Below are 14,376 nucleotides of genomic sequence, written 5' to 3'. Positions count from 1 at the left end.
ATGCGTCGCGGCAACCGGGCCGCGGCATCTCTAAGATCTGCCCATGGCAGGTAGTGGATACATCGAGCACTGGGCGCCGGGCGATCAGATCCTGTGGCGCTACCGCGGCAACAGCCGTCTGCGGCGGGACGCCTCGCCGGATCACGCCCGGGGCCCGGTCCACATCTGTCGCCCCGTCACCGTCGTCCAGGACACCGCCGAGTTGCTCGCCGTATGGGTGGCACCCGGCACCGAGTGCGTGAAGCCGGTGCTGGCGAACGGCACCGAGGTGCACGACGAGCCGCTCGCCACCCGCTACACCGCCCCGCGCACCACTGCCCGCTCGACATGGCTGGGCAACGGCGTGCTGAAGCTCGCCCGTCCCGGTGAACCCTGGTCGGTCTGGCTGTTCTGGGAAGCCGGCTGGCAGTTCCGCAGCTGGTACGTGAACCTGGAGGAACCCCGCACCCGCTGGGCGGGCGGCATCGACTCCGAGGATCACTTTCTCGACATCTCCGTCTACCCGGACCGCAGCTGGGTCTGGCGCGACGAGGACGAGTTCGCCCAGGCGCAGCGGGTCGGTCTGATGGCCCCGCAGACCGCGCAGCGGGTGCGGGAGGCGGGCCTCGCGGCCGTCGAGGTGATCCGGAACTGGGGCACGCCGTTCCGGGACGGCTGGGAGGACTGGCGGCCCGATCCGCGCTGGCGGGTTCCCGCGCTCCCGGATGACTGGGACCGTACCCCCTCGCATATGCCGTCGTGAGACCCTTGATGCACCCCAGGGGGGCAAACGTAGGATCGTCCTCCGGAGGGCCGCTCCGCTCCAACCGGCGGACGCGGCACCGGACCTGACCGTGAGTCACCGCACGAGCACCACGCACTGCATGAGCTGTATGAGCAGCATCAGTCGTATGAATCGAATGAGCCACTACGAGGGGGTGGAGACGTGCTCGCTTTCGGCCGCCCTGTCGCCGGAAACGTTGTCACCGAACCACGCTGCGGGCATCCGGTTTCGGCCCCTCGTTCGGGGGCATCCGGTGACAGCCGTTGTTATCGCCGCTCTTGCCGGGGCACAGTAGCGCCCCACGAGGTGATTGCCTCATACAACCGGCCCGGACGGACGGAACCCCACGCGTGACGGAGCATCCCACCTCCCACGAAGGCCGGCAGCCTCTTGCCGCCCGGTCGCAGGAACGCACCCGGCCGCGGCAGCAGGATGCCGCGCCGGCCGCTTCCCCTGCCACCGCCGCAATCCCCGGCCCGGCCCCGGCGCCGGGCGCGGGAGCGAATCCGGCGGCTTCCGCGGCGAACCCCGGCCCCGCAGGACTCGACCCACAGGCCGCGGCCCGTCGCGAGGGCGACCGGCTGCGTTTCGTGGGGGCCGCCACCCGGCGGATCGCCCGCGGCATAGACCTGGACGAGATCGTGCTGGGCCTGTGCCGGGCCAGCGTGCCGACGTTCTCCGACGCCATACTGGTCTACCTCCGCGACCCGCTCCCGGTCGGCGACGAGCGGCCGGTCTCCCCGTTCGTGCTGCGGCTGCGCCGGTCGGACCGGCTGCGTTTAAACGAGGAGGAGACCGAGACCTCCTCGGAGATCGAACGACTGCGGCTGCCCGCCATCGATCCGTACGGCGATCTGCCCCCGGCGGCCGAGCTGTGCGAGGTCCGCTCGGGCGGCGCGCTCGCCGAGGTGCTGCGCGGTGTACGGCCGGTCTTCGGGGACTCCGCAGCCGCCCGCGCCGCGCTGCCCGAACTGCTCGGCCTCGGACGGACCGTGCCCACCGGGCACCGTGCGATCCTCGCCCCGCTGCGCGGACGGCGACGGGTGATCGGCGCCGCCGTCTTCCTGCGCGGGACCGAACGGCCACCCTTCGAGGCCAATGACCTGCTGGTCGCCGCCCAGCTCGCGACGCACACCGCGCTCGGCATCGACAAGGCCGTGCTGTACGGACGCGAGGCGTACATCGCCGACGAGCTGCAGCGCACCATGCTGCCCGACTCACTGCCGCAGCCGACCGGCGTCCGGCTCGCCTCCCGCTATCTCCCGGCCGCCGAGACGGCCCGGGTCGGCGGCGACTGGTACGACGCGATCCCGCTGCCCGGGAGCCGGGTCGCCCTGGTCGTCGGTGACGTCATGGGCCACTCCATGACGTCCGCAGCGATCATGGGCCAGCTGCGCACCACCGCGCAGACCCTCGCCGGGCTCGACCTGCCGCCGCAGGAGGTGCTGCACCACCTCGACGAGCAGGCGCAGCGGCTCGGCAGCGACCGCATGGCGACCTGCCTGTACGCGGTGTACGACCCCGTCGCGCACCGCATCACCATCGCCAACGCCGGACATCCGCCGCCCGTCCTGCTCCATCTGGGCGGCCGCGCGGAGGTGCTGCGGGTACCGCCCGGCGCTCCGATCGGCGTCGGCGGTGTGGACTTCGAGGCCGTCGAGCTGGACGCTCCCGCGGGAGCCACGCTGCTCCTGTACACCGACGGTCTGGTGGAGTCCCGGCTGCGGGACGTCTGGACCGGGATCGAGCAGCTGCGCGAACGTCTCGCCACCACCGCCCAGCTCACCGGCCAGGATCATTCGCCGCCGCTGGAGGCCCTCTGCGACGACGTGCTCGACATGCTCGGCCCCGGCGACCGGGACGACGACATCGCGCTGCTGGCCGCACGGTTCGACGGGATCGCGCCAAGTGATGTCGCGTACTGGCACCTGGAACCGGAGGAGACAGCTCCGGGACGGGCCCGCAGGCTGGCCCGCCGGGCGCTGAACCGCTGGGGGCTCGACGATCTCTCCGACTCGGTGGAGCTGCTGGTCAGCGAGGTGGTGACCAACGCGGTGCGATATGCGGAGCGGCCGGTGACGCTGCGGCTGCTGCGCACCGACACCCTGCGCTGCGAGGTCGGCGACGACGCACCGCAGCTGCCCCGGCAGCGCCGGGCCCGGGACATGGACGAGGGCGGCCGCGGCCTGTTCCTCGTGAACCGGCTGGCCAGACGGTGGGGGGCGACTCGTCTTTCGACCGGCAAGGTGGTCTGGTTCGAGATGCCGACCCGGGGCCAGTAGAGGGGTCCGGGCCGGGGCGGACAAGAGCCCTGCACAGACGGTAGCCAAATGTTGCCGACCTCCTGTCGGCGGAGTTGACTTCAGTCGTGAACGAGACGACCTGACCGAAACCCCCACCGACGGGAGGACGCTCGTGCCTGAGGAATCGAAGACCAAGAACACCCCCTACACCACGAACAACGCCGGAATCCCGGTGGAGAGCGATGAACACTCGCTCACTGTCGGATCCGACGGTCCGATTCTGCTCCAGGACCACTACCTCATCGAGAAGATGGCCCAGTTCAACCGGGAACGGGTCCCTGAGCGAGTGGTCCACGCCAAGGGCTCCGGCGCCTACGGCATTTTCAAGGTGACCAACGACGTCAGCCAGTTCACCAAGGCCGACCTCTTCCAGCCGGGCAAGCAGACCGCCATGCTCGCCCGCTTCTCCACGGTCGCCGGTGAACAGGGCTCTCCCGACACCTGGCGCGACCCTCGTGGGTTCGCCCTGAAGTTCTACACGGAGCACGGCAACTACGACATGGTCGGCAACAACACGCCGATCTTTTTCGTGCGCGACCCGATGAAGTTCCAGGACTTCATCCGCTCGCAGAAGCGCCGCCCGGAGAGTGCCCTGCGTGACCACGACATGCAGTGGGACTTCTGGACCCTCTCCCCCGAGTCCGCGCACATGGTCACCTGGCTGATGGGCGACCGCGGCATCCCGAAGACGTACCGCAACATGAACGGCTACAGCTCGCACACCTATATGTGGGTGAACGCGGGCGGCGAGAGGTTCTGGGTCAAGTACCGCTTCAAGACCGACCAGGGCATCGACTTCTACCCCCAGGCCGAGGCCGACGAGATCGCGGGCAGCGACGGCGACATCCACCGCCGCGACCTGTTCGAGTCGATCAAGCGGGGCGATCACCCGAGCTGGACGCTGTACGTCCAGATCATGCCGTTCGACGATGCGCCGGACTACCGGTTCAACCCGTTCGACCTCACGAAGGTGTGGCCGCACGGCGACTACCCGGAGATCGAAGTCGGCAGGATGACGCTCAACGAGAACCCCGAGGACTTCTTCGTCCACATCGAGCAGGCGTCCTTCGAGCCGTCGAACCTGGTGCCCGGCATCGGTCCGTCGCCCGACAAGATGCTCCTCGGCCGGCTCTTCTCGTACCCGGACACCCACCGGTACCGGATCGGTCCGAACTACGCGCAGCTGCCGCCGAACCGTCCGCGGTTCGGCCGGAACTCGTACGCGAAGGACGGCCCGATGCGGTACGAGCCGGCGCGTACGGGAGCGGTCTACGCACCGAACTCGTACGGTGGACCGGCCGCGGACACCGAACGCTACGGCGACCCGGCGGGCTGGGCCACGGCGGGCGAGATGGTCCACGAGGCGTACAAGCTGCACCGCGAGGACGACGACTGGGGGCAGGCCGGCACGATGGTGCGCAAGGTCCTGGACGACGCGGCGCGTGATCGGCTGGTGTCGAACATTTCCGGCCATCTGCTGGACGGGGTCAGTGCCCCGGTCCTGGAGCGGGCGCTGCAGTACTGGCGCAACGTGGACAAGGACCTCGGCGACCGGATCGCGAAGAAGGTCAACGGCGGCTGACACATACGCGGTCACACGGGTCAGGGGCGGTGCCGGCCGGCACCGCCCCTGACTCATGCGTTCACTGCTCTCTCATGCGTTCATTTCACTGATTGAGCGGGTTGTTGTTGCTGTTGTTGTTTCCCGGCCGCCCGGGGTCCGCTCCGTCGCCCGGCAGGATGGGGGACTCGCTCGGCGACTCCGGCGACTGGCTCGGCGGCGGCTCCGGCGACTGGCTGGTCGGCTGGCTGGGCGTCTCGCTCGGGCTCTGCGAGGGCACGTCCGGCGACTGGGACGTCGACGGGTCGGGGCTCATCGACTGCGAGGGAGTCGTCGACGGGCTGGCCGGCACGGTGACCTCGCCGCGCTCGACATCCTGCAGGTCGAACTGGGCACTGGAGCCGCCGTTCAGCGCACCGAGGGTGTAGTCCGCCCAGATCTGCGCCGGGAAGCCGCCACCGTTGGCCCGGCCGGAGTTGGCGGTACCGGTCAGGCTGACCTGGCCGCCGCCGTCCTTGGGGGATTCACCGAAGAGCGCCACGACCGTGGTGAGCTCCGGGGTGTAGCCCGCGAACAGAGCGGCCTTGTTGTTCTCCGAGGTGCCCGTCTTGCCCGCCGCCTCGTAGGCCGAGGTGTTGGCCGCCCGGCCGGAGCCGCTGTCCACGACGCCCTTCAGGACGGAGGTCACGGTGTCGGCGGACTTACGGCTGATCACCTGGTCGCCGATTCCCTTGACCGGTTCGTATGTCCGGTCGCGGTTCTTGGCGGACTTCACGATGAACGGGGTGACCTTCTTGCCGTGGTTGTCGAGCGTGGCGTACGCGCCCGCCATGTCCCAGGTCGAGGCGTTCATCGTGCCCAGCGAGACGGCGGGACGCTCGGGGAAGTTCTGGTCCGGTACGCCGAGCGCCAGCGCGGTCTTCTTCACCTCGGGCGGGCCGACGTCGACCACCATCTGCGCGAAGACCGAGTTGATCGACTTGTTCATCGCCGTCTGCACGGTGACGTTGCCGTAGCTCTGGTTGTCCTCGTTCTCCGGGGCGAACGGGGTGTCGCTGCCCACCACCGGCCGCTTGCTGGTGCCGTCGTAGCGAGTGTTGACGCCGATCAGATCGCCGCCCTGGGTCTTCGACTCGTTCTCCAGCGCGGAGGCGAGCACCAGCGGCTTGAAGGTGGAGGCGGGCTGGTAGTCCCGACGCGTGGCGTTGGAGTAGTAGTGCTTGACGTAGTCCACGCCGCCGTAGAGCGCGACGACGGCTCCGGTCTTCGGATCGACGGAGGTGGCACCCGCCTGGACGGTCGCGTCGACCTTGTTGCCCTTGCGGTCCAGCTTGGACTCCAGCTGCCGGTCGACCGCCTGCTCCAGCTTCTTCTGCCGCTTCTTGTCGATGTTGAGGGTGAAGGTCCAGCCGCCGGCCCGCCGCACGTCCTCCGTGATGCCCTGCTTGTCCAGCTCCTTGTTGGCCGCCTCGACGAGGTAACCGGTCTGGCCCTCCATGCCCTTGGCGGGCTTGGGCTTGTCCGGGTACGGGAACGTGAGCTTGTCGCGCTCGGCCTTGTCGAGCCAGTGCATCTCGACCATGTTGTCGAGCGTGTAGCCCCAGCGCTCCTTGACGAGCTTCTTGCCGGTGTCTGTCGCGGTCGCCCAGTCGTACTGGCTGGGGGCCTGGAGCAGCGCGGCCAGATAGGCACCCTGGGAGACGTTGAGGTCCTTGGCGTCGACCCCGTAGTAGGCCTGCGCCGCGGCCTGGATCCCGCTCGCGCCGCGTCCGTAGTACGCGGTGTTGATGTACCCGGCGAGGATGAAGTTCTTGTCCTTCTTCTGGTCGACCTTGAGCGAGATCACCAGCTCTTTGAGCTTGCGGCTGACCGTCGGGTCCTGCGTCAGGTAGTAGTTCTTCACGTACTGCTGGGTGATGGTCGAGCCACCCTGCTTGCCCTTGCCGGAGAGCGTGTTGAGGAGGCCGCGAGCGGTGCCCTTCAGGTCGATGCCCTGGTCCTTGTAGAACGTCTTGTTCTCGGCGGCGACGAAGGTGTGCTGCACCTCCTTGGGAACCTCGGCGAGATCCACGATCTGGCGGTTGACCCCGTCACCGGTCCGGGTCAGCACGGTGCCGTCGCTGTACTGGTAGACGTTGCTCTGCCGCTCGGCCAGGGCGTTGGCCTTCGGTATGTCCACGTACAGGTAGAGCGCCACGAAGGCGCCCATGATCAGCAGGCAGAACCCGAAGAACGTGCCCAGCATCTTCCGCCAGGTGAAGAGTCTGCGTATGCCGCCGCTCTTCGCAGCCCGCCGCGCTCCGCGCCGCTGGGCTCGTCGCGCATCCGCTCGACCCATTGCTGTGTTGCTCCTGTTTCTCTGCTCGACCAGATCAGCTCAGCCCAGCCAGCTAACACTGTCGGCTGGGACAAAAAGCAAGCGATGGGGCCTTTTCCGGACGTGACAATCAGCACCCGCTCTCTAGGGAACCGACTCACGAGAGGTGCCCATGGTTGCTAATTCAGTTAATGTGTAATCACATTGCTAGCACCACGCAGGTCTTTCGAAACGGGGGATCCCATGTCCGACCCACACGATCCGCACGCCGTGGCCACCCTGGCCGCCGATCTCACGCCCGATGCCCCTGAGATGCCCGAACCGCAGGTGAGGGAGGTGACGGCGCACAGCATTCCCGGCGGCCTCGGCCTGCTGCTGACCGTGATCGGAGTGATCGCCGGCATCGGTCTCGCCATCGTCGGCGGCGTCGTCGGCTCGAACGGGAACAACGGCGCGGGCGTCCCGGTCCTGATCCTCGGGGTCCTGCTCGTCATCGCCTCGTTCTTCTGCATGACGGGTGTGAAGATGGTCGCACCGGGCGAGGCGCGGGTGATCCAGCTCTTCGGCCGGTACGTCGGCACGATCCGTACGGACGGGCTGCGCTGGATCAACCCGCTCACCAGCAGCCGGAAGATCTCCACCCGGGTCCGCAACCACGAGACGGCGGTCCTGAAGGTCAACGACGCCTACGGCAACCCGATCGAGCTCGCCGCGATCGTCGTCTGGAAGGTCGAGGACACCGCGCAGGCGCTCTTCGAGGTCGACGACTTCCTGGAATTCGTCGCCACCCAGACCGAGGCGGCCGTCCGCCACATCGCGATCGAGTACCCGTACGACGCCCATGAGGAGGGCGGCCTCTCCCTGCGCGGCAACGCGGAGGAGATCACCGAGAAGCTGGCCGTGGAGCTGACCGCCCGGGTGCAGGCCGCCGGCGTGCGGATCATCGAATCGCGCTTCAGCCATCTCGCGTACGCCCCCGAGATCGCCTCCGCGATGCTTCAGCGCCAGCAGGCCGGCGCGGTGGTCGCGGCCCGGCAGCAGATCGTCGAAGGTGCGGTCGGCATGGTCGAGATGGCGCTGACCCGGATCGCCGAGCAGGACATCGTCGAGCTGGACTCGGAGCGGAAGGCGGCCATGGTCAGCAATCTGATGGTGGTGCTGTGCGGTGACCGCGCCGCGCAGCCGGTCCTCAATACGGGCACTCTTTACCAGTGACGGAAGAGACCCCCGGGCCCAGGCAGCCGCAGCAGCGCAAGCAGATGCTGCTGCGGCTGGACCCCGCGGTGCACGATGCGCTGGCCCGCTGGGCCTCCGACGAGCTGCGCAGCGCGAACGCCCAGATCGAGTTCCTGCTGCGCAGGGCACTGGCGGAGGCGGGCCGCCTGCCGGGCACGGCCCGCCCGATCCCCCGCCGGGGGCGCCCCCCGAAGGAAAGGCCGAACCCGCCCGGCGGCTGAGGCCGGGCGGCGAGGGGGCGGGCCGGGGAGGGCGCGCGAGCCCTCCCCGGCCCGGCATCCGGGTATACACCCGGGGTATACACCCCGTGTACAGTGCTCCATATGTCTATCGGCCACACCCTGCTCGGGCTCCTGGAGTCCGGCCCCCGCCACGGCTACGACCTCAAGCGGACATTCGACGAGAAGTTCGGCCACGACCGCCCCCTGCACTACGGGCAGGTCTACTCGACCATGTCCCGGCTGCTCAAGAACGGCCTCGTCGAGGTCGACGGCGTCGAGAGCGGCGGCGGCCCCGAGCGCAAGCGGTACGCGATCACCGAGGCGGGCATCACCGATGTCGCGACCTGGCTCGCGCAGCCGGAGAAGCCCGAGCCGTACCTGCAGTCGACGCTCTACACCAAGGTCGTCCTGGCTCTGCTCACCGGCCGGAGCGCCGAGGCCCTGCTGGACACCCAGCGCGCCGAGCACCTGCGCCTCATGCGCATCCTCACCGACCGCAAGCGCCAGGGCGACCTCGCCGATCAGCTGATCTGCGACCACGCGCTCTTCCACCTCGAAGCCGATCTGCGCTGGCTGGAACTGACCGCCGCCCGGCTGGACCGACTCGCCGCGGAGGTACGCGCGTGAACCCCGCCGGCTCCTTGCTCAGCGCCGACAACCTGCACAAGTCGTACGGATCGACCCCCGCGCTCGACGGTGCCTCGTTCTCCATCCACCCCGGCGAGGTCGTCGCCGTGATGGGCCCGTCCGGCTCCGGCAAGTCGACCCTGCTGCACTGCCTCGCCGGGATCGTCACCCCGGACAGCGGCACGATCACCTACGCGGGCCGCGAGCTCTCCGCGATGTCGGACGCCGAACGCAGCGCCCTGCGCCGCAACGAGTTCGGCTTCGTCTTCCAGTTCGGCCAGCTCGTCCCGGAGCTGACCTGTGTGGAGAACGTCGCCCTGCCGCTCCGGCTGAGCGGCACCGGGCGCAAGGACGCCGAACGCACCGCCCGTCACTGGCTGGAGCGCCTGGAGGTCGACACCGTCGGCGCAAAGCGTCCCGGCGAGGTCTCCGGCGGCCAGGGGCAACGCGTCGCCGTGGCCCGTGCGCTGGCCGCGTCCCCGAAGGTCGTCTTCGCCGACGAGCCGACCGGCGCCCTGGACTCCCTCAACGGCGAGCGGGTCATGGAGCTGCTCACCGAAGCGGCCCGGTCCACCAATGCCGCCGTGGTCCTGGTGACCCACGAGGCCCGCGTCGCCGCCTACTCCGACCGCGACGTCACCGTGCGCGACGGCCGGGCACGCGACCCGGAGCACGCGGTATGACTCTGCTCGACCACAAGAACGTCCCGGTGGACGCGCCGCCCCGGGCCACCGGACCCACCGGCCTCGCCGCCCTGCTGCGCGACCTCGGCCTCGGTGTCCGGTTCGCCGCGTCCGGCGGGCGCGAGGGCTGGATCCGCACCCTGCTGACCGCCGTCGGAGTCGGCCTCGGCGTGGCGCTGCTGCTGGTCGCCGCCTCCGTGCCGAATCTGCTCGACCACCGTTCCGCGCGCGACCTGGCCCGCTCGGAGACCAAGATCTCCGAATCGCCCGACGCCCAGGCCGAGAAGACCGACACCTCGGTGCTCCGGATCAACGCGGAGACCGAGTACCGCGGCCGGACCATCGGGGGCTACCTGATGCGTGCGGACGGTACGCGTCCGGTCGTCCCACCGGGTGTCGCACGCTTCTCCGGCGCGAACGAGATGGTGGTCTCCCCCGCTCTGAAGAGGCTGCTCGATTCCTCGGAAGGCAGCCTCCTCAGGGAGCGGCTGCCGTACCGGATCACCGGCACGATCGCCGACTCCGGCCTGATCGCTCCGGGAGAGCTGTTCTACTACGCGGGCAGCGACACACTGGCTCCCGCCAACGGCGGCCACCGGATCGCCGGTTACGGCGACTCGGGCCCGTCCGATCCCATGTCGCCGATCCTCGTCGTGCTGACCATCATGATCTGCGTCGTCCTGCTGATGCCGGTCACGATCTTCATCGCGACGGCCGTGCGGTTCGGCGGCGAGCGGCGCGACCGCAGGCTCGCCGCGTTGCGTCTGGTCGGTGCGGACATCCGGATGACCCGTCGGATCGCGGCCGGCGAGGCATTCTTCGGGGCGGTGCTCGGCCTGCTGGCCGGCCTGGCCTTCTTCCTGGTGGGGCGTCGCTTCATGGGCTCCGTCGAGGTGTGGGACGTCAGCGCCTTCCCGGCGGACCTGGTCCCCGACACCTGGCTGGCGGCGCTGATCGTGGTCGCGGTTCCGGTGGCGGCGGTCCTGGTCACGCTGGTCGCCCTGCGTTCGGTGGTCATCGAACCGCTCGGAGTCGTGCGCAGCGGCCGCAACCGCAGGCGCCGGATCTGGTGGCGCCTGCTGGTTCCCGTCGCTGGCCTGGCGGTGCTCGTGCTGTCCGGCAAGGCGGACACCGAGGTGAACCCGTATCCGATCGCGGGCGGCGCCGTACTCGTGCTCGTCGGGCTCGCCCTGCTGCTGCCGTGGCTGGTCCAGGCGTGCGTGAACCGGTTGCACGGCGGTCCGGTGCCCTGGCAGCTCGCCACCCGCAGGCTCCAGCTGAGCAGTGGCGCGGCCTCCCGCGCGGTCAGCGGCATCACGGTCGCGGTCGCGGGCGCCGTGGCGCTGCAGATGCTGTTCGCCGCGGTGGGCGACGAGTTCAGCCGGATGACGGGGCAGGACCCGACGCGGGCCCAGTTCTACACGTACTCCGAGACCGTCACCGGCGACGCGGCCACGCGGACCATCAAGAAGTTCCGGGCCACCGAGGGGGTGACCGGGGTCATCGGGATGGTCGAGACGTACGTCGTCAAACCCGGCAAGTACAAGGGCGACGACGTCCAGCCCACCACCTCGCTGACCGTCGGCGACTGCGCGACCGTGCGCGAGATCGCCCGGATCGGCTCCTGCAAGGAGGGCGATGTCTTTGTCGTCCACCCCCGGGACAAGGACACGGCCGAGTGGACGGACCAGACGGCCCGCAAGGGCAAGCCGGTCGAGCTCAACTACATGGCGGGGGAACCCGGCGAGAAGTCGAAGCTGTGGACCCTGCCCGCCGACGCCCGGACCGTTCCGGCCCGCCCCGATCCGATGGGCCAGGAACACTTCGGCATCGTGGCCACGGTCGGCGCGATCGACCCGACCACCCTGCCGCACGCCCAGACCAACGCGCAGATCCGGGTGGACCGGAGCGTCGAAGACGTCTCCGAGTACGTACGGAACACGGCGGCCGAGCTCGACCCGGGGATGCGTGTCGTCGCCGTGAACTCGGTGGTCCGCGACCGGCAGTACGCCAGTGTGCAGAGGGGTCTCCAGGTCGGCGGGACCGCGACGCTGCTGCTGATCGCCGCCGCGATGCTGGTCTCGCATCTGGAGCAGTTGCGGGAGCGCAAGCGCCTGCTGTCCGTCCTGGTCGCCTTCGGCACCCGGCGGACCACGCTCGGCTGGTCGGTGCTCTGGCAGACCGCCGTTCCCGTCCTCATCGGACTGGCGGTCGCGATCGCCGGGGGTCTCGGCCTGGGGGCCGTGATGGTCCGCATGATCGGCAAGAAGGTGACCGACTGGTGGCTGTTCCTGCCGATGGCGGGGGCGGGCGCGGCGCTGATCGCGCTGGTCACCCTGGTGTCGCTGCCACCGCTGTGGCGCATGATGCGTCCGGACGGACTGCGCACGGAGTGACGTCGCCGTAGCCGCGAGGGGTGCGGTCCCCGCAACGGGGGACCGCACCCCTTTCCCGCGCCCTACCTGCCCGTCGTCACCCGTACCGGCAGCGCCTTCATCGCCACCCGCAGCGCTGCCGCGAACTCCTCGAACTCCTCGTGCCGCGCCGCCCCCGTACGCATCGCCAGCGCCACCCGCCGCGACGGTGCGGGGTCCGTGAAGTACCCGGTGGCCAGCGCATCGTTGCGACCGGTCTCGACCGTCACCGCGGTGCGCGGCAGCAGCGTCACCCCGAGCCCGCCGGCGACCAGCTGCACCAGCGTGGAGAGCCCGGCCGCGGTCGTGGTGACCGGCGCACCCTCCGTACGCCCCGCCTCCCTGCATATGTCGAGCGCCTGGTCGCGCAGGCAGTGCCCCTCGTCGAGCAGCAGCAGCGGCAGTTCGCGCAGGGCCTCGCGCGGAATATCGGCGCGACCGCCCAGCCAGTGTTCCCGCTCCATCACCAGCACGAAGTCCTCGTCGAAGAGCGGAAGTTCGGCCACTCCCGGCACCCCGAGCGGCACGGCGAGCAGCAGCAGATCCAGCCTTCCGGCGGCCAGCCCCTCCAGCAGCGAGGAGGTCTGTTCCTCGTGCACCTGGAGGTCCAGCTCCGGATAGCGCTCGTGGACCAGCCGCAGCACGGTCGGCAGCAGATACGGCGCGACGGTCGGGATCACGCCGAGCCTGAGCACTCCGGTGAACGGCGCCCGGACCGCCTCGGCCTCCTCCATCAGCTCGCCCACGGCCTCCAGCACCACCCGGGCCCGGACCGCGAGCCGCTCCCCGGCCGGCGAGAGCAGCACCTTGCGCGTCGTACGCTCGATGAGCTGGACACCCAGTGCCTCCTCCAGCGCCGATACGGCCCCCGACAGCGCCGGCTGACTCATCCCGATTGCTGCCGCCGCGTCCCTGAAGTGCAGATATTCGGCGACGGCCGCGAAGGCGCGCAGCTGCGACAGGCTGGGCTGTTTGATCCGATTGCCCTGATTACTCTGCGCCACTGATAGGCACCTCCGATCATCACAACCGAGTGTAGCTATTTCCGCGATCAATGCACCCTGTGCCAAGGTGGACACCGTCCAACCCTCAGGAACTCCCGCAAAAGGGAATTCCTACGCTGCAAGGAGAGCGCGTGCTCACTGTCGGTGACAAGTTCCCCGAGTTCGACCTGACTGCTTGTGTCTCGCTGGAGAGCGGCAAGGAGTTCGAGCAGATCAACCACAAGACCTACGAGGGCAAGTGGAAGATCGTCTTTGCGTGGCCGAAGGACTTCACCTTCGTGTGCCCCACCGAGATCGCCGCCTTCGGCAAGCTGAACGACGAGTTCGCCGACCGTGACGCCCAGATCCTCGGCTTCTCCGGTGACTCCGAGTTCGTGCACCACGCCTGGCGCAAGGACCACCCGGACCTGACCGACCTGCCCTTCCCGATGATGGCCGACTCGAAGCACGAGCTCATGCGTGACCTCGGCATCGAGGGCGAGGACGGCTTCGCCCAGCGCGCCGTCTTCATCGTCGACCAGAACAACGAGATCCAGTTCACGATGGTGACCGCCGGTTCCGTGGGCCGTAACCCCAAGGAGGTCCTGCGGGTCCTGGACGCCCTGCAGACCGACGAGCTGTGCCCGTGCAACTGGACCAAGGGCGAGAACACCCTCGACCCGGTCGCGCTCCTCTCGGGCGAGTGAGCTGACAGCGACATGGCACTCGACGAACTGAAGGCCGCCGTTCCGGACTTCGCCAAGGACCTGAAGCTGAACCTCGGTTCGGTCATCGGACACGCCGACGACACCGGGCTTCTTACGCAGCAGCAGCTCTGGGGCACCGTCCTCGCCTGCGCGATCGCCTCGCGCTCGCCGAAGGTGCTGCGCGAGCTGGAGCCGGAGGCGAAGGCCAACCTCTCCGCGGAGGCGTACACCGCCGCGAAGTCGGCCGCCGCCATCATGGCGATGAACAACGTCTTCTACCGGACCCGGCACCTGCTGTCGGACCCCGAGTACGGGACGCTCCGTGCGGGCCTGCGGATGAACGTCATCGGCAAGCCCGGCGTGGAGAAGATCGACTTCGAACTGTGGTCGCTCGCCGTCTCCGCGATCAACGGCTGCGGCCAGTGCCTGGACTCCCACGAGCAGGTGCTGCGCAAGGCCGGCGTGGACCGTGAGACCATTCAGGAAGCCGTCAAGATTGCCTCGGTGATCCAGGCGGTCGGCGTGACCCTCGATGCCGAGGCCGTGCTCGCCGAGTAGGAC

At 69.3% G+C, this 14,376-nt stretch carries 12 protein-coding genes; 10 read left to right on the top strand and 2 right to left on the bottom strand.

Features of this window, described 5'->3' with window-relative positions:
* Positions 1-43: 43 nt before the first annotated feature.
* The 3 genes from GA0115254_RS20865 (at position 44) to GA0115254_RS20855 (ending at position 4,648) form a co-directional block, all read left to right on the top strand.
* A complete protein-coding gene (locus GA0115254_RS20865) occupies positions 44-742 on the top strand; it encodes a cytidylyl-2-hydroxypropylphosphonate hydrolase (protein WP_093896798.1) in 699 nt (232 codons plus the stop codon).
* Between the two features lie 371 nt (positions 743-1,113).
* Positions 1,114-3,045, top strand: coding sequence for a SpoIIE family protein phosphatase (locus GA0115254_RS20860; protein WP_093896797.1), 1,932 nt, complete (start codon positions 1,114-1,116; stop codon positions 3,043-3,045).
* 133 nt (positions 3,046-3,178) lie between these two features.
* Positions 3,179-4,648: a catalase gene (locus GA0115254_RS20855; RefSeq protein WP_093896796.1), complete on the top strand. Its 1,470-nt coding sequence runs from the start codon at positions 3,179-3,181 to the stop codon at positions 4,646-4,648.
* A gap of 85 nt (positions 4,649-4,733) precedes the next feature.
* On the opposite strand, the gene GA0115254_RS20850 is transcribed toward GA0115254_RS20855, so the two are convergent.
* Positions 4,734-6,965 (bottom strand): transglycosylase domain-containing protein, encoded by a 2,232-nt coding sequence (locus GA0115254_RS20850; protein WP_093896795.1) that lies wholly within the window; start codon positions 6,963-6,965, stop codon positions 4,734-4,736.
* Between the two features lie 222 nt (positions 6,966-7,187).
* Here GA0115254_RS20850 and GA0115254_RS20845 point away from each other — a divergent pair, with 222 nt between their 5' ends.
* From GA0115254_RS20845 to GA0115254_RS20825, 5 genes are all read left to right on the top strand, one after another.
* Complete coding sequence (locus GA0115254_RS20845) at positions 7,188-8,159, top strand: SPFH domain-containing protein (RefSeq protein WP_093896794.1); 972 nt, start codon at positions 7,188-7,190, stop codon at positions 8,157-8,159.
* Positions 8,156-8,401, top strand: a complete 246-nt coding sequence (locus tag GA0115254_RS20840) for a type II toxin-antitoxin system antitoxin (RefSeq protein ID WP_093896793.1) — start codon at positions 8,156-8,158, stop codon at positions 8,399-8,401. The genes GA0115254_RS20845 and GA0115254_RS20840 overlap by 4 nt, the downstream gene beginning before the upstream one ends.
* Before the next feature lie 102 nt (positions 8,402-8,503).
* Positions 8,504-9,028: a PadR family transcriptional regulator gene (locus GA0115254_RS20835; protein WP_093896792.1), complete on the top strand. Its 525-nt coding sequence runs from the start codon at positions 8,504-8,506 to the stop codon at positions 9,026-9,028.
* Positions 9,025-9,711, top strand: a complete 687-nt coding sequence (locus tag GA0115254_RS20830; protein WP_093896791.1) for an ABC transporter ATP-binding protein — start codon at positions 9,025-9,027, stop codon at positions 9,709-9,711. Before GA0115254_RS20835 ends, GA0115254_RS20830 begins: the two co-directional genes overlap by 4 nt.
* Positions 9,708-12,107 carry an FtsX-like permease family protein gene (locus GA0115254_RS20825; RefSeq protein WP_093896790.1) on the top strand — a complete coding sequence of 800 codons (2,400 nt, stop codon included), beginning with the start codon at positions 9,708-9,710 and terminating at the stop codon, positions 12,105-12,107. The genes GA0115254_RS20830 and GA0115254_RS20825 overlap by 4 nt, the downstream gene beginning before the upstream one ends.
* A gap of 62 nt (positions 12,108-12,169) precedes the next feature.
* On the opposite strand, the gene GA0115254_RS20820 is transcribed toward GA0115254_RS20825, so the two are convergent.
* Positions 12,170-13,129, bottom strand: a complete 960-nt coding sequence (locus GA0115254_RS20820; RefSeq protein WP_093896789.1) for a hydrogen peroxide-inducible genes activator — start codon at positions 13,127-13,129, stop codon at positions 12,170-12,172.
* A gap of 131 nt (positions 13,130-13,260) precedes the next feature.
* Between GA0115254_RS20820 and GA0115254_RS20815 the strand changes: the two genes are divergently transcribed.
* Positions 13,261-13,815: a peroxiredoxin gene (locus GA0115254_RS20815; RefSeq protein WP_031083404.1), complete on the top strand. Its 555-nt coding sequence runs from the start codon at positions 13,261-13,263 to the stop codon at positions 13,813-13,815.
* Between the two features lie 12 nt (positions 13,816-13,827).
* The gene (locus tag GA0115254_RS20810) at positions 13,828-14,373 is read left to right on the top strand and encodes an alkyl hydroperoxide reductase (RefSeq protein ID WP_093896788.1); all 546 of its coding nucleotides are present in this window, start codon (positions 13,828-13,830) and stop codon (positions 14,371-14,373) included.
* The last annotated feature ends 3 nt before the right edge of the window (positions 14,374-14,376 follow it).

The organism is Streptomyces sp. Ncost-T10-10d (assembly GCF_900091955.1).
In the GTDB taxonomy this organism is placed as follows: domain Bacteria; phylum Actinomycetota; class Actinomycetes; order Streptomycetales; family Streptomycetaceae; genus Streptomyces.
Note: the sequence above shows the minus strand (reverse complement) of the source record. Positions and strands in the feature narration are given on the sequence as shown.

Coding starts and splice junctions, on each gene's coding strand:
- GA0115254_RS20835 (WP_093896792.1), top strand. CDS start 8,504: ATGTCTATCGGCCACACCCTGCTCGGGCTCCTGGAGTCCGGCCCCCGC.
- GA0115254_RS20825 (WP_093896790.1), top strand. CDS start 9,708: ATGACTCTGCTCGACCACAAGAACGTCCCGGTGGACGCGCCGCCCCGG.
- GA0115254_RS20810 (WP_093896788.1), top strand. CDS start 13,828: ATGGCACTCGACGAACTGAAGGCCGCCGTTCCGGACTTCGCCAAGGAC.
- GA0115254_RS20865 (WP_093896798.1), top strand. CDS start 44: ATGGCAGGTAGTGGATACATCGAGCACTGGGCGCCGGGCGATCAGATC.
- GA0115254_RS20850 (WP_093896795.1), bottom strand. CDS start 6,965: ATGGGTCGAGCGGATGCGCGACGAGCCCAGCGGCGCGGAGCGCGGCGG.
- GA0115254_RS20845 (WP_093896794.1), top strand. CDS start 7,188: ATGTCCGACCCACACGATCCGCACGCCGTGGCCACCCTGGCCGCCGAT.